General features: G+C 67.3%; 23 protein-coding genes and 1 pseudogene. 13 read left to right on the plus strand and 11 right to left on the minus strand.

Going from position 1 to position 24,345, the window contains the following annotated elements:
* Positions 1–29: 29 nt before the first annotated feature.
* On the minus strand, positions 30–305 hold the full coding sequence (locus ABD329_RS38555) for a hypothetical protein (protein WP_198275288.1): 276 nt from the start codon (positions 303–305) through the stop codon (positions 30–32).
* Positions 306–1,260: 955 nt separating this feature from the next.
* The gene (locus ABD329_RS38560) at positions 1,261–1,476 is read right to left on the minus strand and encodes a hypothetical protein (protein ID WP_198275289.1); all 216 of its coding nucleotides are present in this window, start codon (positions 1,474–1,476) and stop codon (positions 1,261–1,263) included.
* Positions 1,477–1,861: 385 nt separating this feature from the next.
* Here ABD329_RS38560 and ABD329_RS38565 point away from each other — a divergent pair, with 385 nt between their 5' ends.
* The 4 genes from ABD329_RS38565 (at position 1,862) to ABD329_RS38580 (ending at position 4,961) form a co-directional block, all read left to right on the plus strand.
* Positions 1,862–2,449: an RNA polymerase sigma factor gene (locus tag ABD329_RS38565; RefSeq protein WP_198275290.1), complete on the plus strand. Its 588-nt coding sequence runs from the start codon at positions 1,862–1,864 to the stop codon at positions 2,447–2,449.
* Complete coding sequence (locus tag ABD329_RS38570; RefSeq protein WP_198275291.1) at positions 2,446–3,171, plus strand: hypothetical protein; 726 nt, start codon at positions 2,446–2,448, stop codon at positions 3,169–3,171. The genes ABD329_RS38565 and ABD329_RS38570 overlap by 4 nt, the downstream gene beginning before the upstream one ends.
* Before the next feature lie 673 nt (positions 3,172–3,844).
* The gene (locus tag ABD329_RS38575; protein WP_198275292.1) at positions 3,845–4,108 is read left to right on the plus strand and encodes a hypothetical protein; all 264 of its coding nucleotides are present in this window, start codon (positions 3,845–3,847) and stop codon (positions 4,106–4,108) included.
* 10 nt (positions 4,109–4,118) lie between these two features.
* Positions 4,119–4,961 (plus strand): helix-turn-helix domain-containing protein, encoded by an 843-nt coding sequence (locus ABD329_RS38580; protein ID WP_198275293.1) that lies wholly within the window; start codon positions 4,119–4,121, stop codon positions 4,959–4,961.
* 352 nt (positions 4,962–5,313) lie between these two features.
* On the opposite strand, the gene ABD329_RS38585 is transcribed toward ABD329_RS38580, so the two are convergent.
* Together ABD329_RS38585 and ABD329_RS38595 are read right to left on the minus strand one after the other, a co-directional pair.
* A complete protein-coding gene (locus tag ABD329_RS38585; RefSeq protein ID WP_214664531.1) occupies positions 5,314–5,628 on the minus strand; it encodes an RnfABCDGE type electron transport complex subunit D in 315 nt (104 codons plus the stop codon).
* Positions 5,629–6,324: 696 nt separating this feature from the next.
* Positions 6,325–8,025, minus strand: coding sequence for a transposase (locus ABD329_RS38595; protein WP_246618163.1), 1,701 nt, complete (start codon positions 8,023–8,025; stop codon positions 6,325–6,327).
* Between the two features lie 3 nt (positions 8,026–8,028).
* Here ABD329_RS38595 and ABD329_RS38600 point away from each other — a divergent pair, with 3 nt between their 5' ends.
* Positions 8,029–8,160: a hypothetical protein gene (locus ABD329_RS38600; RefSeq protein ID WP_281404597.1), complete on the plus strand. Its 132-nt coding sequence runs from the start codon at positions 8,029–8,031 to the stop codon at positions 8,158–8,160.
* A gap of 830 nt (positions 8,161–8,990) precedes the next feature.
* Here the strand turns inward: ABD329_RS38600 and ABD329_RS48370 are convergent.
* Positions 8,991–9,419: pseudogene (locus ABD329_RS48370) on the minus strand (DUF4158 domain-containing protein); the annotation flags it as partial.
* 1,433 nt (positions 9,420–10,852) lie between these two features.
* Here ABD329_RS48370 and ABD329_RS38610 point away from each other — a divergent pair.
* On the plus strand, positions 10,853–11,053 hold the full coding sequence (locus ABD329_RS38610; RefSeq protein ID WP_198275297.1) for a hypothetical protein: 201 nt from the start codon (positions 10,853–10,855) through the stop codon (positions 11,051–11,053).
* Between the two features lie 216 nt (positions 11,054–11,269).
* Here ABD329_RS38610 and ABD329_RS38615 read toward each other — a convergent pair whose 3' ends face one another.
* The 5 genes from ABD329_RS38615 to ABD329_RS38635 form a co-directional block, all read right to left on the minus strand.
* Entirely contained in the window at positions 11,270–12,460 is a 1,191-nt protein-coding gene (locus ABD329_RS38615; RefSeq protein ID WP_309142604.1) for a pentapeptide repeat-containing protein, read from the minus strand.
* A gap of 228 nt (positions 12,461–12,688) precedes the next feature.
* Positions 12,689–12,859: a hypothetical protein gene (locus ABD329_RS38620; protein WP_198275299.1), complete on the minus strand. Its 171-nt coding sequence runs from the start codon at positions 12,857–12,859 to the stop codon at positions 12,689–12,691.
* Between the two features lie 172 nt (positions 12,860–13,031).
* Positions 13,032–14,636 carry a 5'-methylthioadenosine/S-adenosylhomocysteine nucleosidase family protein gene (locus ABD329_RS38625; protein WP_344317602.1) on the minus strand — a complete coding sequence of 535 codons (1,605 nt, stop codon included), beginning with the start codon at positions 14,634–14,636 and terminating at the stop codon, positions 13,032–13,034.
* 26 nt (positions 14,637–14,662) lie between these two features.
* Entirely contained in the window at positions 14,663–14,854 is a 192-nt protein-coding gene (locus ABD329_RS38630) for a hypothetical protein (protein WP_198276824.1), read from the minus strand.
* Positions 14,855–15,174: 320 nt separating this feature from the next.
* Complete coding sequence (locus ABD329_RS38635) at positions 15,175–15,591, minus strand: peptidase inhibitor family I36 protein (RefSeq protein WP_198276823.1); 417 nt, start codon at positions 15,589–15,591, stop codon at positions 15,175–15,177.
* Positions 15,592–16,814: 1,223 nt separating this feature from the next.
* Here ABD329_RS38635 and ABD329_RS38640 point away from each other — a divergent pair.
* The 4 genes from ABD329_RS38640 to ABD329_RS38655 all read left to right on the plus strand — a co-directional run bounded on the left by ABD329_RS38640 (position 16,815) and on the right by ABD329_RS38655 (position 19,964).
* Positions 16,815–17,216, plus strand: coding sequence for a hypothetical protein (locus tag ABD329_RS38640; protein WP_344317603.1), 402 nt, complete (start codon positions 16,815–16,817; stop codon positions 17,214–17,216).
* A 133-nt stretch (positions 17,217–17,349) separates the two neighbouring features.
* Entirely contained in the window at positions 17,350–18,102 is a 753-nt protein-coding gene (locus ABD329_RS38645) for an ATP-binding cassette domain-containing protein (protein WP_198276821.1), read from the plus strand.
* A 3-nt stretch (positions 18,103–18,105) separates the two neighbouring features.
* Positions 18,106–19,374, plus strand: coding sequence for a DUF7224 domain-containing protein (locus tag ABD329_RS38650; RefSeq protein ID WP_198276820.1), 1,269 nt, complete (start codon positions 18,106–18,108; stop codon positions 19,372–19,374).
* Positions 19,371–19,964, plus strand: a complete 594-nt coding sequence (locus tag ABD329_RS38655) for a hypothetical protein (RefSeq protein ID WP_198276819.1) — start codon at positions 19,371–19,373, stop codon at positions 19,962–19,964. The genes ABD329_RS38650 and ABD329_RS38655 overlap by 4 nt, the downstream gene beginning before the upstream one ends.
* Before the next feature lie 60 nt (positions 19,965–20,024).
* Here the strand turns inward: ABD329_RS38655 and ABD329_RS38660 are convergent, their stop codons facing one another.
* Entirely contained in the window at positions 20,025–20,549 is a 525-nt protein-coding gene (locus ABD329_RS38660; protein WP_198276818.1) for a hypothetical protein, read from the minus strand.
* Positions 20,550–20,885: 336 nt separating this feature from the next.
* On the opposite strand from ABD329_RS38660, the gene ABD329_RS38665 reads away from it, so the two are divergent.
* From ABD329_RS38665 to ABD329_RS38675, 3 genes are all read left to right on the plus strand, one after another.
* Positions 20,886–21,899 (plus strand): hypothetical protein, encoded by a 1,014-nt coding sequence (locus tag ABD329_RS38665; RefSeq protein WP_198276817.1) that lies wholly within the window; start codon positions 20,886–20,888, stop codon positions 21,897–21,899.
* 1,099 nt (positions 21,900–22,998) lie between these two features.
* Positions 22,999–23,265, plus strand: a complete 267-nt coding sequence (locus tag ABD329_RS38670; RefSeq protein WP_198276816.1) for a hypothetical protein — start codon at positions 22,999–23,001, stop codon at positions 23,263–23,265.
* 8 nt (positions 23,266–23,273) lie between these two features.
* Positions 23,274–24,146, plus strand: coding sequence for a helix-turn-helix domain-containing protein (locus ABD329_RS38675; RefSeq protein ID WP_198276815.1), 873 nt, complete (start codon positions 23,274–23,276; stop codon positions 24,144–24,146).
* The last annotated feature ends 199 nt before the right edge of the window (positions 24,147–24,345 follow it).

Below are 24,345 nucleotides of genomic sequence, written 5' to 3' on the forward strand. Positions count from 1 at the left end.
AACGGGTTCGGATTCCATGGCCGGCCCCGTCACAAGCCGCTCGCGCTAGAAGTGGCCGCGGGCTGCTTCGAGGCCGGCGCTGTGGCAGGCCCCGAAGGGGTAGCGGGCTCGCTGGGCGCGACGGTTTCGGCGCGCTGAGGCTCGCTCAGCAGCGCGACGAGGGGCTTGAGCGCGCCGACCAGAGCGGCCAAAGCCATGATCACCGCGACGATGCGCGCTGGCGTGCTGGACAGGCGGCGGATCGCGTAGCAGACCACGGCCAGCACGCCGAGACAGATGAGCAGGATTGTCAGGTTCGCATCCAAAGCGACACCATCCTTGAAACATGGCCGACGCGGAAAGGGTTTCGGCTACCTGAGCCGAAACCCTTTCCGCGTACACGGAATTGGGCGCACCGACACAGGTGGATCTTGGCTAGAGATCCGCTATCGGCTTAGCGCAAAAGCGTACGCCATCCGTGCAGATCCTCTCCAATTCCCGCCCGAGCGTGGACGTTCGCGTCCCAGATAACGTGAAGGAGGCTCATCCTCCGGAAACTCCGGTTGCTTTGACCTCTCGCCGGATCCGGGATGTCCCGAGCGGACGCCCGGATGCACGGAGGCCCCGCCCGGAGCGGGCGGGGCCTCAATGAAGAAGAGGGCCGGGCTCTCCCGGGGGAGCCACCCCCGGGAGAGCCCGGCAACGCTGATGCAGCCCAATTCCGTAAGCCGTGTCTCAGCGCTAAATAGGTAACCCCCGCTCGCCCTCGAATAATCCCTACCGCGAGGGATTATGGCTGTGATGCAGCAGACATTCCCTCCCTGTAGGGATTCCGGGACCACTATTAGGGTGTTTCCGTGGGATCTGGCCGAGCACACCCCCGAAGCCCATAGGTAGCCACTCGTGATCACGCTCTTCCTGATGGAGAAGCGCGTGCTTCAGGCGCAACAGGACCTCGTTGGCGGGAGATGGCGCTGTGGGTGATAGACGCCCGCGCCGCGGCGCGGGATGCTGCCGCGCGTAGCGCGGTGCGGGGCGTCGCCGGCCGGATGGACGAGACCGGCCCGGCGGCGCCCCCGTTCCCGAGGACGCCGCACCAGACCAACCAGCTCCACCCCCAGCGGAATAAGGCGGCGTACGAGGGAAAGTCCGGTCTTGGTCAACGTTGACCACGCGGCGCCACCTGCACAAACGCCACCGTGCTCCGGACGGGGTCCGCAACGCATCCCCACACGACCTCGCAAGGCATCCCGCAACCGACGGCGCAACGCATCTCGCGCCCTATGCGGCTGTCCACTGGTGCGGGCCGTCGCGGCGCCACTCCACCCAGGCGGGGCCGTCGAGCAGTGTCTCGGGATCGGTCAGACCCGTCCGCCGGAGGAACCCGACCAGGTCGGGATCGCTGGACGCCCAACCGAGGACCCTGCCGTACGCGGTGACCCGCCGCCCGCCGACGACTCCGGAGATCGAGTGGACGACGATCGGCGCGCTGCTCATGAGGTCAAGGTCCGTCGGGTGGGCCGTCGACCGCATCCTCGCCGCTGCCCGGTGTGGTCGTCACCTCCTGCGCTCCTGAAGGCGCCGCATCAGGTGTCGCACCTTCAGTGGGCGACTCACCCGGGGGCTACGTATGGTAATCACATTTTTGCTCTGCGTGCATATTTTGGGGCTGTCGGCTAGACATTCAAGGTTCCCGCGACGGCATAAGAGGTGAGAGCGAACGAGCTCTACCGAGGCCGTGTGGGGGCGGTGCTCGGTCCCAACCCACCGAGGGGAACACGATGGTCTCGGGCGTAACGCCGCCGACCCGCAAGGCGAAGGGCATCAGCCAGCGGAGCGCGCTCAGCCGCTCCATGGCATCTGGTACCTGGCAGGCGGGGCGGTGACCCTCCAGAAGGCCGTGCTGGGCGCGGCAGATGAGATGGCCGGGGAACAGCCCTCCGTGATCTTCGAGTCTTTCGTCGCGGGGAACCGTGACTACTTCGTCCGCTGGGCGTACAGCCGGACCGGCTCCATGGACGACGCCCGGGAGGCGGCCAATGACGCGTTCCTGACGATCTACAAGCGGTGGGATGTGGTTCTCGCCAGCGAGAACGCCGATGCCTTCGCCCGCAAGATCCTCAAGGACGCCGTAGCCGACATCCTGCGCAAACGCGATCGCCGCCGCTACTCCCTGGTCGGACTGGCCTTCGACCCTTCGGCGAGCCCGGTCAACTGTGCGCCTGACGAGGAAATCGACCTGGTCGCGCTGCGCTTGCAGGTCTACAAGGCCGTCGAAGCCCTTCCGGACCAGCAGCGGGCCTGTGTCACCGAGCACTACCTTCTCGACACTCCGGTCGAGCAGATCGCCAGGCGCATGGGCATCACGGCCTCCACTGTCCGCAGCCATCTGGCCGCTGCCAGGACCACCCTCGCCGAGGCGTTCGGCGTGCACTCCGAACCTTCCGACGAGAAAGGCGTTAACGGATGATCGAGGACATCCTGCGAGCTGCCCGAATCAACGTCCCCGTGTACACGCTCGAGCAGCGCATGGAAGACGAACGACGGCTCGCCGAGAGGATCAAGAAGGCCACAGGCAGCCTGGGGGCGGCCGAACGCCGTAGCGCCAAGCGCTGGCTGGCTCCGTCCTCCCCGGAACTGTCCGTCCTCCTCCAGGACCTCACCGACGCGGCGGCCGAAACGACCGCCATCGTCAGCCTCAAGCAACGTCTGATGACTGACCTGCAAGCCCTCTGCCGTCGCGTACTCAAGGGTGACGGAGCCGCGGACCGGCTGGTCGAATTCGCCGAAGCGGTGCGCCGCACCGACGCCGCCGGCGCGCTCGCCTTCGGCTGCCTGATCTACCTCGCCGGCAACGAGGACGGCGCCCGCTTCTGGTGGCGCTTCGCGGCAGGGGCCGAGGACTCCACGGCCGCCTACTGCCTCTTCCTCGAGGGCCTGCTGCGTGAGGAGCCGACCGAAGCAGTCCACTGCTACCGGGCCCTGAACGCAGCCGCCTTCGTCCGCGGCACCCCCGGAGAACAACTACGCCACGCACACGAGGCCAGCCCGCCGGCAAGACTCCAGGCCGAGGTCAACGAGCACATCCGTGAAGTCAACGTCAGCGCCGGCATCGACGGACGCGTACCCATCCCCGAGAAGTACCTCGAAGAGGTCCCCGCAGAGCACCGTGCCGAACTCGTAGCCCGGTAAGCCCCTCACCGGGGTGACCCGCAAGGCGCCCGCACCATCGACCTGACGTTTCCGGGCTCGTCCCGGGCGCCGTCAGGGGACAGCTGACACTCGGGAAACATGCTGTGGTGGGGGCCCGGCATGCGAGAGCCGGTACCGCGATGCGGTACCGGCTCTCGGCGGACTCGTGCGGCAACACGAGCCCGGTAAGTCCCTGTTCGGCGTTGGTTGGAGCCAGTAGGAATCAGGGCCAGCGCTGGAGGACCAAAGGGCCCCCCGGGGGAGCTTGAACGCCCCTGCCTGGACGCGGATCGTCGCAGCCAGGGCAGAGTCCGCGCAACCGTGATTGACACGGGAATGCATCAATCCTCCCGTAACACGAGGCACCGACACCGTTTTCTTCTCTCGCCGAGGATGACGGAGGTGCAGGTCGCGACCCATTTCGCTGCATTAGGTTGACCGTGCGTCATTTAATGTGCCAAGGAATCATCCTTTTGCACGGGTACGGCAGCAGTGCATCAAAAGCTCTGGGTGACCGGGCAACCGGCCGGGGGAGTCCCGCACTGCTGCCACCATCTTGTCCACGCACCACGCGGAGGGCGGCGGCAACTGCTCTGTGGCGCGTGTCCGGTTGGAGCCAGTAACCAGGGTGTCCGGCGGCCTCGAGGCCGCCGGACCCAGATCAGGAGTACCTGTGTCCAAGCCCCCCGCCGTCTCCTGCGTGGAGCACGGATCTCCGGCCCCCCGGCGCCTCAGCGGCGCCGAAGCCATCGTCATCATCGTCATCGTCGGCATGGCCGCCGGCCTGGTGACGCTCGCGGACTTGCCCATGGGCCCCGTGCTGCAGCTGCTCACGGGGGCCGGCCTGGTCGCTGTCCTCCTGGTGGGCCTGCTCACCGCGGGACCGCTGCGGGCCGTGCGCGGAGTGCTCGGCACCCTGCTCTCGCCGACCGTGTGAGGGCCGGACCATGGGGCGCAGGGAGAAGCCGGTCACCACCAGCCGCAGGGCGTTGCGCGAGCTCGCCGAGTGGCTGCGGGAGCAGCGTGAACGTGTGGGCCTGTCCTATCGGGAACTAGCAGTACGGGCCGCGGTCTGCCACGCCACGACATTGCAGCGGGCGGCCTCCGGCGACTACGTGCCGCCGTTGCCGACCGTGCTCGCCTACGCCCGTGCCTGTGATGCGTCCCCCAAGGAGGCCAGGCGTCTGTGGGCGGCCGCCCGCTGCGAGGAGAAGCGAGCTGAGAGGGGCGGGCGCAGCCTGCCCGCCCCTCGCCCCCAGTACATACGCGACCTGGTGGAACTGAGCGCCGCGCTGGTCGATCTGTACGAGAAGGCCGGCTCACCGCCGCTGCGCACGATGGAACATCGGGCGGGCGAGTACGGGCTCCTGCCGCACAGCACGGCTGGACGCATCGTGCACAAGCAGACAGTGCCGAAGACCCTCCGGCAGTTCGACGCATATCTGCGGGCCTGCGAAGTCCCCGAGAACGAGTGGCCAGCCTGGCAAGCGGCATGGAACCGGGCGTGGCGGCAGGAGAAACAGGACGACTTCCTCTCCGCATCTCTATCTCTCGTATCCCGTGAGGCGGCGGAGATGGAGGGCTGGCGGGTGGAGCGTCACCGAATTGACGATCCGGAATTGATCGGCGAGCTCCGCAAGCTTCACGCGCGCGTCCAGGCTCGCAGCTCGCGGAAGGCTCGCGCACGCCCTCGAGGCCGAGCACAGCACCGGGTCGAACGCGCCATGCCTGGGCAGCAGCTCGCCCTCCCTGTCGGTGAGACGCCGACGGAGGTCAGCACCCTCTGGTAGGGCTTGGGTGTTTGGGATCCGGTTGACCGTCGTCTCGGCTCCGGTGAACAGCACAATGCGCGGGAAGCCGGACGGCGTGGGCTGGTGCGGCTCGGAGCCGGGGCGGCACGATGGCGGCCGCTCCCACCGTAGCGGCCTCGCCCCGGCGAACGGTTACAGTCACGCGCGAGGGGGCCGGAGCCACTGGCATTGGCTCCGGCCCCCTCGCCTTCCCGACGGTGTCAGTCGGTGTCCTCATGCGGTTCGAGCAGTGCGAAGTACGTCTGGCGCTGCTGCTCGGTCACCCGGGCGGCGGATGCGCACTCAGCGTGGGCGGGGGCCTGCTCGCGCACACGCTCCCTCCCGTCGGCGCTCACTCCCGCGTCCGGCTTGTCCGCTGGCGCTTGCGCTGGGAACGGCGGTCCCAGTACCGCAGCCCCGCCAGCCACAGGTCTCGCCTGTGCTCGGAGTCCTTGGGGACGAAGGCTTGGACCAGGAGGATGGAGCCGGGCACCACGATCGCGAGGACCACGGCGATGGCCACTACCCACCAAGGGGCGTCCACGAGAGCGAGCGCGGTGATGGCGGCGGCTCCGCCGAGTACGGTGACGCCCGCCCGGCGTGTGGCCCCCTGGCGAGGCGTGGCCGGTGCAGGGTGCGGCCCCGGCTGCTGCATCGGGGTGGTCATCAGGCGGCCTTCTTCCTGCTCTTGGCCTTGGCGCGGGCGCCGCGCGCCCACTCGGCCTGGATCGACGGCGGGACGTGCAGCTCACCGCTCTGTCTGAGCTGCCTGATCTTGTTGCGCAGGCCGTAGCGGGCGTTCTCGACGTCGCCGGCCTTGATGCCGAGGACGTCGGCTATCTCGTTCTGGGTGAGGCCGTCCACCGTCAGGCGCCATACGGCCCGGTCGCGCGGCTTGAGGCTGTTCATGATGTCGGTGACGGTGTTGCACAGGTCGGCGACGTCCTCGGGGACGGGCTCGGGGCCGGTCTGGCCGAGCGCGTGGGCGAGGAGGCCGTCTCCCATCCCCGCGGCGTGGAGGAGGAAACGGTCCGTGCGTTCGGACTTCCAGGTGTAGAACACCCGGGGGAAGACGAGTCCGCACCGGCCGTAGAAGTACGACGTGAGCCGGGGCGGTCTGCCGTCTTTGCCGCGGTTGTGCGCGGGGTCGTACCCGCCCAGCTTCAGCCGCTGCGGGAAGGTCTCCATCGCGACGCTGATCGTCAGGATGGTGAGGTGCTCGCGGTCCGGGGCGCTGCGGTACAGCGTGGACCGGTCCTTGTCGGTCATCGACAGAGGCGTCTTCGACTTCGCGGTCAGGTCCATGAGCTTGTCGGTGCGGCGCATCGCCGCGCGCAGCGGCGTAAACGCGTAGGCGTACAGCTCATCGGCCATCTGGCGCCATACCGGGCCCGTGAAGCCCGCCTCGACCACGTCGGCGACGCGGTCCACGTCGTACTGGACGTCCTCCGGCAGGTCCTGCCCGCCGCTGATGCTGTAGTCCCGGAACTGGGTGTCCGAGTCCCCCGTAGAGTTGAAGCGCATGACCTTCCTTCTCGACGGGGTCGTTGTCGGCGATGACGCCCTGGTTGCCGAAGCCGACCCACTGGGAGAACCGGTTGAAGGACTCGACCTTGTTCGTCGCCGCCGTCACCCGTCGGCGAAGTGGGGCGTCCGTCAGATACCGCAGCAGTTGCACGGTGCGGATGACGCGGCCGACCTCGCGGAACGCGGTGTAGGTGGCGTTCTTGTGCGACCCCGACCGCAGCCGCTTGAGCTGCGTCGCCGAGGAGATGACGCCCTCGCGGACGGAGACGGCTACCCGCATCAGGTGCCGGAACTGGGACTCGATCAGGTCCCAGTCGATGACGTTCTTGCCCGGCTCGCCGAACAGGGCGTCGATGTGCACGTACTCGCTCTGATTGCTCGGCCGGTAGAAGGTCAGGCCCTTCCAATTCCGGATCCTGGGCATCAAGTCGAAGCCCAGCAGGTGCGCAAGGGTAAAGACAGGCAGCGACTGGCCCTGCGTATCTGCATGCACGGTGGTGGGTCTGACCTCGGAGGCGTTCTTGAGCAGGCCCTCGATGATGTAGACGGCCTCCCACACCCCACATGGAATGAAATGGGTGAAAAGCGCAATATAAGTATCTGAGATGTGATGGTACGCAATGCCACCCGGCTTCCCGTACCGGACGGACGTCTCGGCGAGCAGGTTGTTGAGGTAGGTGTCCATGTGGGTGCCGTCGGCGGCCACGGCGGTGCCGTCGCCCCACGCCTGCGAGATGTCGAGGCGGGCGTGCGCGTTGACCAGGTCGGCGACGGCCTTGTTCAGCAGCGCGATGGAGAAGTGCCGGTTCGCCGTGTACGACAGCTCGTGCCCGGAGATCCCGGGGATGTGCTTGGCCGCCTCGTACGGGCCCATATTGGTGCCCTTGACGAAGGTGGTGAGCACGTAGCGGCCGAATGGGTCGGCGAGTTTCGGGTCGTGGCCCGAGGGCGGGCCGAAGCGGCGCCACCACTCCACCCAGTACGCGGTGCGGGCCACGATCCCCATCAGAGTGCGTTCCGGCATCCTCGCTTTGACCTCCTGCTCCAACCGCTTCGCCGAGGGCCGCTGTCCCTCCGAGCGGTGGGCCTTGAGGGAGGGGATGCCGGTGGCCGGGTCGATGACCAGGCCCTCGTTGTCCGGATACCCGGCATCCGCCGCCGCGGCGGCGGACCGCAGCTTGTCCTCCAGCTGCCGGCGGAAGGACGCCCCGTCGAAGCCGCCGGTCTCGCCCTCCTCGCACAGCCCGACATCCACCAGGTAGTCGGCGAGCTTGTCCTGGACGTCCTCCCAGGCCAGCAGCTGTGTGGACCAGTCCGCGTACTCCTCCGAGCCCACCACCGCGACGTCTCCCGTGCGCAGTTCCTCGGCGAGGTGGGTGAAGACCATCGCCTCGAAGTACTTGCGCACGAACCGCCTCGGACGCGTCCTGTCGAGCACGGCCTTGCGCCAGTTCTGCGTGGCGAAGGAGATGTCGACCGGCCTGCCATCCTCGCCGAGCGCGCTGATGTACTCACCGCGGGCACCCTCGTTGCGCATCGCGTGCGCGAGCGCGTCCAGACCCGCCCGTCCTCGGACGTCGCGGTGAACTCCAGCTTCTCGGCCAGGTCGAACATCACCGACCGGTCCCGGCCGATCTGCCCGTACAGCAGCACCTCCCAGAAGTTGCCGTGATGCGCGGAGACCTTCTCGATCTGCTCGTACTGCCCGGCGAACCCGCCGAAGCCCTCCACCGCCCTGGTGACCGCCCCCAGGCCCCCGGCCTGCACCAACTGGGCCTGCACCAGGGCGAGCACGGCCGGGGAGATGTCTCCGCCCAGACGGCGGGCGACCTCCTCCGCCGGCGCCGCCTCATCCAGCCCGTCCAGGGCCCTGACCGCCTCGGCGCTCATCGCCGCCGCCCGCTCAAGCGCCTCCTGAGCAGGGCCGTCGGCGTCGAGGTTCTTGAGCACGGTGCGGTAGTTCCCGATCAGCCTCTCGACGATCTCCCGCTCGGCGAGCCGGATCTCCTCCAACTCCTCCTTGGCCTTCTTGATCTTCATGGCGACCCGCTTGCAGAACATCGTCGCCAGGTCGTCCCGCACCCGCATCCGCGCCTTGTGGGCCAGGCAGGCCAGCAGCGCGACCCGCTTGACGGCTGCGTAGTCCCGCAGCTCGGAGGCGTCCGCCGCATCCGCCTCCCCGGCGAAGTCGGTGACCTTCGGCGCGGCCACTCCGTCCACCCACACCGCACTGTCGCCGAGCGCGTCCAGCCACTCCAGGCGCATACACAAGCGCTTGAAGTGCGACCAGGTCGGAGCCTGCGCGGTCTGCTTCAGCCGGTTGAACTGCGTCGTTCCGTCACTGTCGCGCTCTTCCGGCAGACGCAGCAGCCCCGCCCGCTGGACGGCACTCATCCGGTCGTGGATGCCGCGGCAGATCGAGGCGTTCACCTCGGTGCGGACCGTCGAGGTCATCAAGTCGAAAGTAGAGAACGCCGGTAGCTCCAGCCCGGCCGCCACCACCTTCTCCAGCGCGATATTGATCAGGTCGGCGGGCCGATTCTTCGACGCGGCCTCCTTGCGGATCGCCGCCTCAGCGATCTGCCGGGCCTGGGACTGCTGGTACTTCGTCCCCACCCGCTGGCGCACCTCCGCACGCTGACGCTCAGCGGTGCGGCCCGTCTCGTACAACGGGAGCGTGCCCTCCGGCAGCTCGACCGTACGGCGGACGAAGTCGACCACCATCTCCGGATACTCGTCCGGCTTCGGGAACCGCCCCATCCGCTGATACGACTTCAGCGCCAGCAGCAACGCGAGCTGATGGCCGTCAGAGTCCATCCGCTCGGCGGCCCACGCCGCCTCCTCCCGCGTCGGCGCGAAGAACAAGTGCAGCTCATGCGCGGTGATCAGCCGCTTGAACCGCGGGTAAGCGGTCCGCTCGATCGAGGTCAAAGTCCCGCCCCAGGCCCAGATTCAGTCAGTACCATTACCAACGACCTTCAGCCGAATGGGTGACGGCCCCCATCCGACCGGGACCAAGATCAAGTTCTGACGGCTTCTGGGCTTACCTCGGCGCTACCCCCCATCACCCGGACCCGGACGGGCTGCCGCACGTGTGCCGGCGCCGCTCCCGGGGCGTGGTCGAGGACCGGGTCCGCCGCTTCGTCTTCCGCGTTCCGGCCTCACCGCGTGCCTTGGCGGCTTCTCGGGCTTGGTGCAGTGCGACCCGGGCCAGGTCCACTCCACTGGTGTTGCGTGCTTCGGTCATGACCACTGCCTGACGGGAAAGCCAACACGGATGGCAAGCGGGGCGAGCGAGGGAATTGGGTGATTCTTCGCGCAGATGGCGAGGCACATGTCCGGGCGGTCGATGGTCACGAGCCGAAGGTCTCGGATCTCTGTGGCTTTGGCGCCGTGGCGCCCGTGATCGGCGAGCTCAGCCACGGCGCGGACCGGAGCACTGGTGCCAGCGGTCGTCGCGGCGTGCTGGGCAGCCCAGTCCGCGACGAACTGGTCAGCAGGAGTCTGTGCCGTGTGCCGCAGGATGACGGGATGTCCCAGACCTGGACGGCGTCGTGGCAGGTTTCCAGCAGTACGCCGTCGAGGACCTGGTGGTTGGTGTTGGGGCATGACCCAGATACGCCAGAAACCCGGCACGGGATGATCTTGGTTACTGGTCGAGGTTGCTGACGCGGTTCTCGTACTCGCGGCGGGCCGGCTGCAGAAGGAGGACGCCGCGTCCGGCAAGCACTCCGTTCCCGATGTGGCAACGCAGGTCAGCGCGGTGCGCGCATCCGCAGCAGCGCGGCTCTCAAAGAGAGCGGCAGAAGGCGCCGCGCCGTCATCACGTGCCGGGAGGGATCGCGTTACCTCCGCCAAGGAGGCGGACCGGCCTAGCGGAGGCACCGCGGCTACTGCGGGCGCCGCCAGCATCAGGGGCTCAAGCCCTCCGATGCTCGTCAGGCATCCGGAGTTACGCCGGACAGCGTGCCCGCGGACCCTCAGGGTGTCCCAGCTCCGAACGGCATCACGGCCCGCTTCCCGGACAGGGGCATGCTGATGCTTTTCGCCTTTCTCACGGTATTGGTGTTGATCGCGGCCGTCACTCTCCTCCTTTTACCGCGGGACGCCCCGGGCGGGAGCCACCTGCAGGACGCCTCGGGCGAGAGCCGCGGGGAGATGACCGAACGTGCGCTGGCGTGGGCAAGGACGGAGTACGGCGTCGGCTGCGAGGGGTCATGCCGCATCTTCAGCTTGGCCCAGGCTGCCGCCTTCGACGCCGACAGCTGGGGTATCAGCGCAGCAGATGATGTTGACGTCATTGCGGATCCGAAAGAGGCGCGGTTCTCGTACGGGCTGGAGGCACTCAACCAGGGGCCCTGCGTGTGCTGCCCAACGCGACGAAGGCGCTGGACGCGCGGCGGTGCTCCACGGTCAGCACGGAATACACGGGCACGGCACAGGCCGCTGACGGAGCGGCCGTCTGCCTTCTCACTGCGGGCGGTACCCGCGTGATGCTCATGCGTATGGGTAAGCCGCCCGACGGTATCGGGCGGCTCTTCATCGCTTCGGTCGATCCTTCCTGAGGCAGCCGCCGGATCCTCAGCCCTTCGCCTGGCGGGTGCTGGCCTTCGCCCAGCTCGCTCCGGATCTGATTCAAAAACTCCGTGCGCACCAGTCGGCACCTGCGGGAAACCGTCTTGCCGACCGAGCCGAAATAGAAGGAGAAGCTGGGTGGCTATGTACATGAGGAACTCGCGTACATAGCCAATGGCACTGTCACAGTTATGCCGGTAACTGTGTCAGTTTGACCAGGTTGAGGGTAGGAGTAGTCCGGTCGGCATGGGGGACACACCTGCTAGAACCAGGCCAGACGGTGCAGAGCCGGTCGCGTTGCTGAAATCCACCTCGCCCCCTGAGAACGTGGCGTTGTCGAAGTGCACATCGCTCCCGGAGAATCTCGCACCCTCGAACGTGACCTCGCTCCCGGAGAATGTCGCCAAGCCGAAGTCCACCTTGCCGCCCAAGAACTTAGCGAAGCGAAACGCGACGTTGCCTCCGGAGAAGGTTCCCGAGATGAAGTTGACCGTACTACTACCTTCGAACGTCGCCATCGTGAAGTCGACGACGCCGTGAGGGAACGCTGCGTTGATGAGGTCGACCTCGCCACCGAGGAACTTCGCATCGGTGAAGAGAACTCTGCCCCCGGAGAATTCTGCTTTGTTGAATTGGATCTCGCCATCGGAGAACTTTGCGCCGTTGAAATAGACCTCGCCGCCGGAGAACTTCGCGCCGTTGAAATAGACCGCGGCACCAGAGAATCTGGCCCAGGTGAAGTTGAACTTGCCACCGGCGAATGTGGCCGAGCTGAAGTCAACTATGCCGCCGGAGAATGTTGCAGCCGACATGTCTCCTCCATCGAAGACGACTTCCGTGAAGTCGAAATCATGTCCTTGCCACGAGCGAGGGTGCTGGCGAGGCAAGCGGAGACGGTCGGCGATGACTCTGATGATCGTGTGGCGCACTTCGCGATTAGCCAGGTAACCAAGTCGGGCTTCCGCGTCATCGTCAGGTAGATCGGTATCGGCAGTGTAGGGCAGGCGAAGGTAGGCGCACAGGACGTCGATGCACGTCTGGCGCAGGTCGCGGGTGGGGGCGTCGTCGGCGAGGCCGGCCAGGGCGTGCACGCCGCCGAGGCGGACGGCGGCGGATTCGTCGCCGAGCTGAGAGACAGCGGTAGTAAAGCGCTCGGTGTGCAGGCGGGTGGCCTCACGCAGGGCGCCGTCCTCGTCGACACGCTGGCGCCGGTAGGCGACGACCAGAGCGACTAGGGCGCCGGCTCCGGCGACCACTCCGAAGGACAACTTCACCAAGTCGAACAGCGTCTTTGAGTCGATGCGGTGTTCGGGCCTGAGCCCGCGGGCGCCGAGCAGGTCCCATCCGGTGTAGAACACCGCGGCGGCCACTAGCACCGCAGTGGTGAAGCTCAGCACGAGCACGGTGCCGACCGGCCACAGCCGCAGACCGCGCCGTTCCGCCCGGCGCCGCAACGTAGGTACTCCCATACCGGATCAAGACTGTGGCCGCCGCCAGTTGGTTGCGGCCGCCGTGCCGGCCCGACGGGAGCCGGTCGGGTGCCCTCCGTGTGGGCGCCGGATAAGGTCCCCATGTCCGAGAGGGGAACTCAGTCAGGAGGTGTCAGGCTCCAGGCAGAGCCCCGGTCAGGAGATGGTGAATCCCTTATCAGGTGTGATTGCGATCGTGACCATCTGGCGGGGAGGATGGCCGCCCTTCCGCTCCCAAAGCAGTCCATAGGCATCGACATACTGGATTGTCGGGACTGGTTGTTCCTGTGTTTGCGGCTCCAGGGCCTCGACCACGTCCTGCGGCACCGGCCACTCCCAACACTTCCCACCTGCGATGATGTCGCTTAAGGAGGGAGGGGCACGCTGTAGCGGTAGGGGAGGCCACCCCAGGCGCGTTGGTGAACTCGACCCAGTAGTCTCAACTCGGGCACAAGGGGGGAAGTGGCTCACTGGTGGACTTAACGCCTGAGATTGTGTATCACCTGGATGGGAAGTCGGTGGGAATCTCTCCTCCGCCAGGGGCTATAGCATCGGCATCGTCCTCGTCTGCGGGGAAGGTGCGATAGGTGCCCTCGGTGCCGGGAAGGGTGGTGGTCTCGGCGCCCTGCGGGCCATCCCAGTCCAGGTGCAGTCGCCAGCGACAATCTGTTTGCTTTGACTGGAACTTCAAACGGATACGTACGGTGTCTCGCTTGTGGACGGTGTATGAGAAGGCAGACGGTGACAGGCGGGGTTGGGTGTCGTCCAGGTCAACGAGGTAGTGATGTTCGGGGAGGTCACCGCACCCTCCAGGAATCACGAACGATGGCACGGGGGTGACCTTCGTCCGTTCGACGACCTCGATGCGGATCCGCTTGAGCACGACGTCGTCGCTCAAGGAACTGCGCACCACCAGATCAAGCTCCTCGATCAGGCGGTCAGCCCCAATCTTGTGCAAGCCCGCCTCGAACCTGTCCCAGCGCTCGATCATGGCTTGCTCGTTGCCATCAGTCATCTCATCAACCTTCCGTTGTATGTCAGCCACGGAAAGCTGGCTGGGCAGCGCGTAGAGAGGAGGACAACCTAAGGGATCAGCGCGGGCAGTAAGCGGTGCGGGCGGCGCATCGTCACCGATGCCTTGGTCGAGCCGAGTCACGAACTGCGTGGCTAGCGCGGCTCCCAACGCTGTCAGGAACGTTCCCGTTCCCACCAGGACCCGTCGCCGCGAACGCCTGGCTCGTTGCCGAATCCCCGCCGATCGCTGATTTTGCCCGGGCTCTCCTGCTGCAGGAGTTGTCAGGTCATCGTCGCCATCGGCTGGGGTCGTGTCGCCGGCCGATGACGAAGGCGCAGCTGAGTCGATGGCATCGGCCAGGACCTGATCACGGCCGCGGCGCACATAGCCGGGCAGCGCCCGCTGCGCCCTGGCACCGGAGCCGGCTGAGACGGTGGCGGTTCCGGCGGGATGGACCTCCAAGTCGTGAGGATCCCACCGTCCGATCGGCTTGCCGAGCCCCTCATCCCGCACATGCGCCACAGGGCCCGCCGCCGGGATGCGGCTGATCAGTTCGAAGGCGAAGGCGGCCGCGTGCCGGGAGGCCGCCGGCTGCCAGCGCTCGTCGTGCGCCTCGCCCTTGTCGCCGAGCAGGTCCGAGATGCCGCGGATCACCAGCGCGTCCAGCTGCTGGTTGGCATACGCGCCGGCGAGGAAGCCGAAGCCCTCCATGTCCACCGCGAGCGCGTCACCTGCACTGGCGGCAAGCCTGAGCCCGACGTCCGAGCGGTGGTGCGCCACCACCCGGCCGCCCGCCGCGAGGGGTTTGACATGGGCACGGGGGCGTGGCGCGTCGTCGCCCGGGCGGATCCGCCGCTGCCATGCGTCGGCCGCCGCCACCAGCCGGGCCAGCTGCACCAGCCCGTACGCGGACTGATAGGTCTTCTGCCGGGGCAGAAAACCCGACTCGGTGTCCTTGCCGGTCTCGTAGTCGTACACCGCGTCGGCGGCCACCACATCGCCCAGCGCGACGTCCTTGACGCCGCCCGCCACCCCCACGAACAGCACCGCCCGGGGCGCGAAGAGCGCCGCCGCCCGCTCGACCGACACCCCGGCACCCGGATTCCCCGGCCCCGTCATATGGATGGCGACCCCCTCCGCTCCCCGGCCCCCTCGCGGAACACCCCCAGCTCGAACACCGCGCCCCGCTCCGCCTGAACCGGACGCGGATCCTCCAGATGGGCGCGCACCGCCCGGTACTCGACCTCCAGCGCGGTCAGGACCACCACATCGGCCCGCACCGTACCCCCGTTATCACCTGTGCCCACGGATCCCCTAGGACTGCCCTTGCCCATACCTTACGGACGCCGACGAGCACCATGCGGCTCTATTCACGAGAACGAACAGCCAGCAGTTGTTCAACCCCGGGAACGCGCTCTAGTCGAACGGGTCCGTGGCCCGTGCCCGGGTGGACCACGTCTTCTGACGGATGAAGTGCTGCGAGATTCTGCGCGACTGTCGGCAGGGTGGTGACGGCCTGCCCTCGCTCCAGGCCGTCACCCGCATACACAGTCGCGGCCTCACCGCAGGGCCAGCACCTGCTGGCCCTGCTCAGGTGCTGGCCTGCGCTCAGCCTCGTAACAGGCTTTTAGCCGCCGCAGGCAGTGTTGTTGTTCTTGAGAGAGTGCGTTGAGTCATTGAGCTGGTACGAGCGGAGGTCGTGGATGGAGCCGCCGTTACGTCCCACGCAGACGCGGCGGCCGTGGAAATTGTCTTTCTGGTAGACCCGAGCGGTCCTGCCGGAGTTGTTGATCACGGAACTTCCCTGACTGCGGATGTAGTCCGGCAGGTGCTTGACGCTTCCATCGGAGGCGCGCTTGACGTACGGCTGCCCACCGAAGTTGATGCTCGGGTAGATGCACACGAAACCGCTCGGGCACGCGACCCGCGCCTGTGTCCGTCCTTGAGGAGCGGACACAGCGGCATCCGCAGTGGCGGGCACGGCAACTGCCAACGCGGCACCTACGGCCAGTGCCGTCAGAGCCCCGCTCTTCGTGTTGCGCATGTTGTTTCCTTCCCCGTCGATGTTGAGGGCGGCGCGGGCCGTCCCGCGCCGCCCCGGTTTGCACCACAGAGATTGCTGGCCAATCCGCATCCGCGTCTGTGAATTCGGATACATTGCGACACTGCGGGACGCCTCACCCATGGCCTGCTGAGATGCCCGGCAAGATGCGGTAGCTATGGGACGTTCGCCTCCGTGGGGCGTGCCAGAACGGCATGGGGTACGCCGTCTCGGTCGGGCCCGGAGCCCGTGTATCGCCCTCGGCGACAACCTCTCCGAGTGGGTCTCGCCCAGCTGTGCGAGCGTGGCGTGCTCGGCTCACCTGATCGGCCCTCCTGACCGTGGTGCGTGACGACAGGCCGTGGTCCGGCTGCCCACAACCCCGTCGTCGCCTTCCTCGATCTCGACCTCACCGACGAGGAGGCCCACTGCCTGGAGGCCCCTTCACCCCCCGCTACTACTTCCAGGGCATCTCTGATGTACGCGAACTCGAGCGCATCAAGGCCAGCATTCCCGGCTACACCAACGTCTGTCCGGGCGCGCCGGGCATTGCGCTGGCACCGAGTTGCCGGGAAATCAGTTGTTTAATTCACTATTAAATATCACACTATAAGATCCGGTCATTTTCGCTTATTATCGGCCACCTTTTAGGTGCGCCACGTTCGAGCTGGACGCCGGGGGTGCATTGGGCTGTACCGCAGAGGTGAGGCTCGCGGGGCGAGCGGTAGGTGAACTGGTGCGGGGCCCGGCTCGGAGATGCTTCCTGCGTCTTGCCGGGCCCGGCCCAGGTTGCAGTCGGCGACTGGTGGGCTGATGGCTTTGTCTGGTGGCACGCCTGGTTCTGTACTGTAACTATGTGATGACTGTGCGTTTTCGGCCATTGTGGCTGCAGGGGTCCGCGTGAGCATTACGGAGAGCGGCTGAACCTCGGGGCGGTCTCGGATTGCGACTCGCTCACGCGTGCGACCTGGATGGATGCGGCATCCACCTCTTCGGTCGAGCGATGCGGTCGCTTACGAGTGGATTCGAACGATGCGAAAAGCAGTGCGACACTCGCACGCTTTTGGTCGTTATTCAGCGCGATCATCGCTGTGAATCGGAGATGTGGATATATGTTCGTGCAGCGATCGCGAGCACGACAGCGCTGCATCCGGGGGGAATGCGAAAGGTGCTTCCTCCGTCATGCCTGCATGGCTCATGTCATGCGCAGGACACAGGAGCAAAGAATGCACATGCACCGGAAAGCCGTTGGTCTCGTCGCTGGGGCCGTGTTGCTGGGATTCGCCGGCGCGGTCCCGGCCCATGCCGAGGGCAGCCGCACCACGTACTTCACCGGCTGGCACCCCGGCAACGAGTCCTCCCGCTGGAGTGACAACAACACCGACGGTGTCAGCACCTCGGTGACCCTCAGCGGCTGCCACACCGACGGGGCCAACGGCTTCCAGAAGGCCAACCTGAAGCTGTGGAAGAACCGCGACCTGCTGCCCGACGACGACAAGGGCACCCGCAGCAACAGCTGCGGCAAGTCCGCCTGGGGGGACCAGTCGTCTGGTAAGTACTACTTCGAGCTCTTCAGCTTCACCACGGGCGGCACCATGAGCGCCAACAAGGTGGTCATCGCCTACTAGAACCCGAAGACAGTACGGCACGTCTTCACAGGTGCCCGGGCGCAGGCGGGCTCTGCCTGCGCCCGGGCACCTCCCGCTCCGCTCCTCACTACAGCCTCCTCGGGGTCACCCCTGGCGGCGGATTGTGCGGCTCATGGCCTTGGAATTCCGCGGTGTCTCCTTCCGGTACAACCGGAAGACGACCGTTCTCGACAGCTTCGACCTTCGCGTCAGCAGCACGGCAACGGTGCTGCTCGGCCCGAACGGGGCGGGGAAGTCCACGCTGATGGCGCTGGCCGCCTCCCAGCTCAAGCCCCTGGACGGCACTGTCACCTGGAAGGGCCGCAGCCCCGCGGCCCGCAAGGACGTGACGGCGTACCGGAAGGCCGTGGCCTGGCTGCCGCAGCACATCACGCCCGTACCAGGCCTGACCGTACGGGAGCAAGTCGCGTATGCCGGCTGGCTCAAAGGCATGAACCGCACTGACGCCTGGAAGGCATCGGCCACCACGCTCGGCCGTGTCGGCCTGGACAAGCTCGCCGACCGCCGCAGCCACCAGGTCTCCGGCGGCCAACTGCGCCGGATGGGCATCGCCGGAGCCCTCACCCACCACAGCGAGCTCATCCTCATGGACGAACCGACCGCCGGCCTGGACCCCACCCAGCGCAAGGTCTTCCGGTCCTTACTCGAACAGCTCGCCGACGACGTGCACATCGTCGTCTCCACCCACCAGACCGAAGACCTCGCCGACCTCTACCAGCACGTGGTCGTCCTGGACCGGGGAACGGTGCGCTTCCACGGCACCACCACCGAATTCCACGCCATGGCCGACAACGCCGGCAACGCCCAAGGCCCTCGCGAGCGCGCGGAAGCCGCCTACACCCAGCTCGTAGGCGAGGAGATCTGACCCGTGCTGCTCCGTACCCTCGTCCGCGTCTCGTCCGGCACCCGCCTTCTGCCGTTTCTGGCCGGCTTCATCGTCATAGCCCTCGGGGACAACTTGTCCGAGTGGGTCACACCCCACTACTGGCTCTCCGCCACCGGCACCGCGAGCCTGGCCCTGTCCTTCGTGGGCCCCGCGTGTGCCGGAGCCGGTGCCTGGGAGGGAAGCCGACTCAGGCGCGCACGCATCTCCGACCAGAACGCGGTCCGCTCGCCACTTGCCATCGCCTTCCCCCTCTTGCTGCCGGTGTTCGTGATGGGCGTGGTCGGCATGACGGCGGCCCTGTTCGTATCCGCGGCCGCCGCCGACGTCGGCTTCGGCATGCCGAATCCCGGCATCCTCGCGGTCGAAGCGGTGCTGCTCGCGGCCAACACCCTGGTCGGTTTCGTTCTGGGCCGTCTGTGGGCTCCGATCGTCGCGGTGCCGGTCACGCTGATCGCGAGCTTCGTCGCCAACGCCTACCCGGTCTCCTGGAGCATCGTGTGGATCCGCCACCTCGTAGGCGGAGGACTACAGGACTGCTGTGTGCTCGACCAGAGCCTGGACGTATGGGCGCTGGTGAGCGCGGGAGCATTCGGTACGGGCGTCTGCCTGTCCGCCGCCGTACTGATCCAGTACCGAAAGTCCGCTCCCGCCGTCGTCGCCGCGGCCGCGCTGCTCGCCGGAGGGCTCGCGGGCGGTGCCGCCTCCGCCCACGGCATGGGTGCCGACCCGGTGACCTCCCGCCCGACCAGCGACCTGGTGTGCGACCACGGGCAGCCCCGCATTTGCCTGTGGCCCGAGATGGACCAGCGAGCCGACATGGTCCGCACCGAGTCACGCAAGGCCGTCGCAAGGCTCCGCCAGGCCGGCGTCGCGGTGCCCGCAACCCTGACCATGGCCGACCGACCCGGCCCCGACGAGACCAAGCTCGCCATCGGGCCCGGCATCAGTGCCCTCGGTGTGCCCACAGGCGTGGCGGCAGGGCTCCTTCCACAATCCCCTGCCTGCGCGGACAACGGGGAACCTTACCCGGCCGCTGACGCCTACGGCCCCGTCGGAGCGTGGCTCTCCCTGACCGCCGGCGCCTCGCCCCGGACCCTCACGAACCGGGTCGCACCGCCGGAACTGGCCCTGGCCCAACACGTCCTCAAACAGTCCCGACAGGTCCAGCTCGACTGGTACGAGCGCAACACCCGCGCCATGCGATCCTGCAACACAACCCCCCAACTGGACATCAACGGGAGCCACGGATGAACTGGTGGCTGAAAGCCCGCGCCGTTCCCGCACTGGGCGTGTCCGTCGCCGCCACCAATGCGGTGGGACTCCTCATGGGCAACGCCGAACTCCCCGTGCCCGTGCTGACCGGCCAGTCCGGACACTTCCTCGTCGGCCACCTCATCACCCTGCTGCCGGCGGTGATGCTGCTCCACGGCATGGGACGCGGCGACCTGCGCACCGAAGGCGTCGCCTGCCGCCCCGTTCGCAGGTGGGACGCCGCACTCGGCTCGGCGGTCGCCGCCACCGGGGCGGGGGTGGCAGCCCTCTGCTACGCCCTGGGGGCCGACAGCATCGCTCTGGTGCTGGGGCGCAACATCGCCGGATACGTCGGCCTGGCGCTGCTGCTGTTTCCCTTCCTCGGCCACCGCATCGCGGCTGTCACCGTCGCCATCGTGCCCCTGCTGTGCGCGGCGGCCGGCTGGAGAAGCGGCGGCCGCCCCGAGCCATGGGCCTGGATCCTGTACCCCGCGAACTCCCTGGTCGCCCCGCTCATCACGGCAGCCATCGTCCTGGTGGGCATTCTCGCCTGCCTCACCCGACAGGACCCGTTGCGGTCCGCTCACTGAGGAAGCCATCGGTATGGAACAACCCGGCTACTTGGGATCGCTGGCAGTGGTGCGGCCGGGTCAGGTGACGGGTGCGGTGGGTTCACCGCGCAGCAGGTCGGGGCGGGCATCGGCGATCGCGAAGGCCCGCCGGAGCCCTTCCACCAGTGCCGGGTCGATGTTGTAGAGCCGGGCCCGCTCGTCCCGTTGGAGCAGCCGGGCAGAGCCGGCCGGGCCGACGCGGCGCTGTACCGCCGGGATGCTGGTGAGGGTCCCGCCGATCTTCGCCTTCGTGATCGGGGTGGTCGGATGGTCGGCGAAGTACTGCTGCACTTCGTCGAACGAGGCGGTGCCGCCCAGGTCGGTGATCCGTCGCAGCGCCGCGCGGGCCCCGGGTATCAGGGAGGCGATCACCCGGAAGAGCGCCTGCTCACTCCAGCCGTCCCCGATGTCATCGTCGCCCAGGTCCTGCGGGCCGGGACGTGGGTCGACCGGTGGTGGTTCCGGCCAGTCGCCAGGGGTGACGGGACGCAGTCCGTAGGCGGCCTGCACCGCCGCAATCGCCTGCTCGTAAGTGTCCGTCTCGGTGTCGATCGTCAGCCGCACGACGCCCCCTTCGTGATCGCCGCCAGGCATTCTTCCTCAGGACGGTGATGTGCCTGCTGCCGAAGGCTGGGCGCGCCGGGAGCACACCACCGCGTGGACCAGACCGAGGTCGGGGGACGAGGCGGGGCGACCTCACATCGACAGCGCCCGCTCATATCGGTCGCAGACGCTTCGTCGGGATCCACTCCCCGGGCGGGTGGTACAGAGTAGGTTCATCGCTCCGGGCTCGGATTGGGAGGGGACAGGGTGGGATCGCTGCGTTTTCCTGATCTGCAGGATCTTGGGCCGTTGAGCGAGGTGGAGTGGGAGACGCTGCGTTCATTGAACCGAGCGTGTGTGGATCTGGAGCAGGAGTGGGAGGCGGCTCGCGTCCAGGCCAGCCGTGCCATGACCCGGTTGGAGGTGGCCGAGGGCTACACGGAGGACGGCGGGTTTCGCTACCACGTTGCGGCCGTGGACGAGGTGAGCGAGCCTGCTGCCCAGTACGAGCGGCAGATCAGCGAGATCACCTGGTGGTACGCAAGCGCGAGTGCGCTGCTCGGTATCACGGTCCTGGACCGGCTCGTTTCCGGCCGACCCCCGCTGAACCGGAGCGTGGTGAAGCAGCTCGCATCCACCGAGCCCACCCTCGGCCAGCTGCAGGAGGCGTTCTCCATCCCGTCGAGCCGGCTGCGTGCGGCCCGCGGTGCCAAGGAGCAGCAGTTCGGCGAGGAGCAGCGCGAACTGCTGCTGGCGGGCTTGAAGGGGGCCTACTACAACGTCACGCACCAGGAAGTCGACGGTCGACGCAGAAGCAGGGAGGAAGCCGACGGGTGCCGGCTGACCGTGGTCTCCGAAGAGGGCATGGACCCGTTCTGGGACCACCTGTTGGAGCCCGTCCTGCATCTGGCCGAGTCGTTGCCGTACGAGATCTCCTGCTCGCTTCCGTACCTGGGTGCCTACCGGCACGTTGTCCCTCGGGAGTCCGACGCGCCGGTGGGCCGTCGGCCGGGCGCAGGAAGAGAGGTCACCGGACTACCAACCGTCCTGGACTGCTCCACATCCGGCACGGCGCTGCGTCAGGGCCCCGACACTGGCGACGGACCGGCTTGGCTCCTCCATCTGTGCCCCGCGCACACCGAGGCGCTTGCCTCGTGGCCCGGTGCATGCACGGACACCCCTGAGCTCGCACTGGATTGCGGAACGGTCATCGAATACCGCACCACCGAACAACTTCTGCAATCCCACGCCGGCCTGTGGCTCACCAGATTGACGGGCCTACGGCCCGGAATCCCCGAGAGAACCTGGGCTGATCTTCTTGAGCAGGCGCACCAGCAGCAGGCCACCGTCGCCCTCATGAGACCCATCTGACCCCCTGTCACCCCTCCCCGCATCTCGGGGGAACCTCAACCGCGATGAGGGCTGCGGACTCATCAGCGGAGACAGCCGACACGTCAACAATGCCGAGTGGACACCGGTCGGCGAAGCACAAGATGCTGGATATCGACCCTGCGCACGCTGTGGTGGTTGACGGCTGTCCTCTCTCAGCCCGCTCAGGAATAGCGGCTGTGGCGGGCCCTTGAGCCGGTTGTCCTCCCGGAGCCGTGTGGCCCTGACACGGCAGTACCGGGATCTCCCGCTGTCTGGCAATGGGACGGGGCTCTATGGTGGCGACGGCGCCCAGGCGGCTCTGTCCTCCCTGCGGTGACTGGATAGGGACGCAGACGGCCCTGGAGATCAATCGAACCGTGGTTGGCGCTGAGATTGATCAAGGTCCGAATGTAGCCGTCGGGAGGCGCTGACGCAGTTCTCGTACTCGCGGCGTACTTTGTGCTGTGCCGGGATGGCTGGGGTGCCCTGGGCGCCGGAACTGCAGGTCGGCTGAGGTCCCGTCGGCGGCAGGCGGCCAGCCGGTGTCTTCCGGATCGGGGGCTCCCCGCTGCCAGGCGGAGGCCCCCGAACCGCGGCCGCGTGCCAAACGCGACCCTCATCCTTTTCCCCGGACTGTTGGAGTCAGCAGCAATACAGGGGGTGTGGTGCAAGGTGCTCGCGAACCGAGTTCGCGCATTCACCCGCCACTTACTAGATGTGAGTGTAGATACGGCGCACCAGAAGAGCGGGTCTTGAAGCTGGACAGATGATGAGCCAACCCGCGACGGCGTGGTGAACCCCGAGGTCAAGCGTGTGCGGCCTTCAGCGCTCCAACTTAGACGGAATATGAGCCAATCCGTAAGTCGTCCGTTTCCGAGGCGATTTGCTGGAAGGCTAGGGGATTGGAGGACCGACGTCACGCCTGGGCCGAATGCCAATCGGCTCGTGACCGGCCTCCGCCACGGACTCGTGACCGCGGATTTCGGGGGCCAGCCAAGCTCCCGCGTGGTCCCCCGGGTTCGAGGAGTCAGCAGCAAGAGGACAGGGAGCGGGGCGGTGGCCGCGGTGGCGCCGCCCCCTTGGTGCAGAGGACTTTTCCATGAACGGTAATCACGAGGCATCCGCCTCGTCGTCGGCCGCGTACGGCTTCGACATGGCGCGAGCCCTGGTAGTGCTGGGCTTCATCGCCGCCACGGTCATCCTGCGGATCGTCGCGCACATGAGTGTCAGGGACATCGTGGTGCTGCTGTCGGCCAGCGGCGCTATCGCCGTCGCTGTGCTGGTCTCGGCGAGCGTGAGGCTGCGGAGCCGTCGTCTGGTGCACCGCTTCCTTCAGGCGGCGCTGAACAACGGTGCGGGCAGCTGAGGGGCGGCATGGGACGTCCCGAGACTCCCGTCGACGACACCGTGCCGGAGCTGGCCGCGTTCGCGCACTGGCTGCGGGCGCTACGGTGTGCGGCGGATCTGACGTATGCCGAGCTTGCCGAGCTGGTGCCATACTCAGCCGCGCAGTTGAAGCGGGCGGCCAGCGGCAAGTACCTGCCGCCGTTCCCGCTGGCGTTCGCCTATGCGTCGGCTTGCCACGACCTGACGAAGGGCAGCGATCTGAGGCGGATCGCTGCCCTCCACATCCAGGCGGAGCGTGCGGTGGCCGAGCACAAGCTCCGCGAGCGCCGCTCGACCGTCCAGGCGAAACCGCACTTGGCCCGCAACCGGGCGGATCTCTGTGGAGCAATGCGTGATCAGTGGGCGTATGCCGGGCGGCCGCCGTTCCGCTGGATCGAGCGGGACACGAAGAACTGGGTGTCGCACAGCACTGCGCACATGATCGTCACCGCGCGGACCATTCCGCGCGACCTCCGGCAGTACGTGGCCTTCCTGGAGGCGTGCGGGGTCTTCGGTCTGAGCCTGACGCCCTGGCTCAGGGCGTGGATCAGAGTCTGCGGCTTTCCGAAGACCGACGAGGAATTCGCCCGCACCACCGAGTGGATGAACCCTGTGCTCAATGAGCTGTACCGGAAGGTGCTGCGTGATGAGTACTGTGCGCTGCTGAGGCGCTCGCGGGAGGGCGGGATCCCGGAGGTGCGCGAGCTGGAGGCGCAAGCGAAAGACGCGATGCACGAGCTGATCGCCAAGGCGACTCTACCGGTACGACCGATGGCGTCCGTGCACGGGACTCGCCGGGTGCACCGGACCATCAGTCCTGCGGCGGTCGGTATCCGTTCCAGCCTGCCGACGGCTCCGTAAGAACGGCGCGGCCCCCTGTATCCGAAACACCGGGGGCCGCACCGCCCGCAATCTGTCGGAACTCGCCGCGTCACGTACGGATTACCTCAAGTCGGCAACTCACTGCGAGATGCGTTCCCCTGCTTGGGTCCCTACCCTGGGATTATGCCCGGCGAGCAGGAGCTGTGGAGATCATTTACAGAAGGTCGCCCACTGGTTT

This window comes from Streptomyces javensis, assembly GCF_039525925.1.
GTDB classification, from domain to species: Bacteria; Actinomycetota; Actinomycetes; order Streptomycetales; family Streptomycetaceae; genus Streptomyces; species Streptomyces asiaticus.

Coding starts and splice junctions, on each gene's coding strand:
- ABD329_RS38560 (WP_198275289.1), bottom strand. CDS start 1,476: ATGAGCAGCGCGCCGATCGTCGTCCACTCGATCTCCGGAGTCGTCGGC.
- ABD329_RS38570 (WP_198275291.1), top strand. CDS start 2,446: ATGATCGAGGACATCCTGCGAGCTGCCCGAATCAACGTCCCCGTGTAC.
- ABD329_RS38580 (WP_198275293.1), top strand. CDS start 4,119: ATGGGGCGCAGGGAGAAGCCGGTCACCACCAGCCGCAGGGCGTTGCGC.
- ABD329_RS38585 (WP_214664531.1), bottom strand. CDS start 5,628: ATGACCACCCCGATGCAGCAGCCGGGGCCGCACCCTGCACCGGCCACG.
- ABD329_RS38595 (WP_246618163.1), bottom strand. CDS start 8,025: ATGCGCAACGAGGGTGCCCGCGGTGAGTACATCAGCGCGCTCGGCGAG.
- ABD329_RS38635 (WP_198276823.1), bottom strand. CDS start 15,591: ATGCGCAACACGAAGAGCGGGGCTCTGACGGCACTGGCCGTAGGTGCC.
- ABD329_RS38640 (WP_344317603.1), top strand. CDS start 16,815: ATGCACATGCACCGGAAAGCCGTTGGTCTCGTCGCTGGGGCCGTGTTG.
- ABD329_RS38645 (WP_198276821.1), top strand. CDS start 17,350: ATGGCCTTGGAATTCCGCGGTGTCTCCTTCCGGTACAACCGGAAGACG.
- ABD329_RS38655 (WP_198276819.1), top strand. CDS start 19,371: ATGAACTGGTGGCTGAAAGCCCGCGCCGTTCCCGCACTGGGCGTGTCC.
- ABD329_RS38670 (WP_198276816.1), top strand. CDS start 22,999: ATGAACGGTAATCACGAGGCATCCGCCTCGTCGTCGGCCGCGTACGGC.
- ABD329_RS38675 (WP_198276815.1), top strand. CDS start 23,274: ATGGGACGTCCCGAGACTCCCGTCGACGACACCGTGCCGGAGCTGGCC.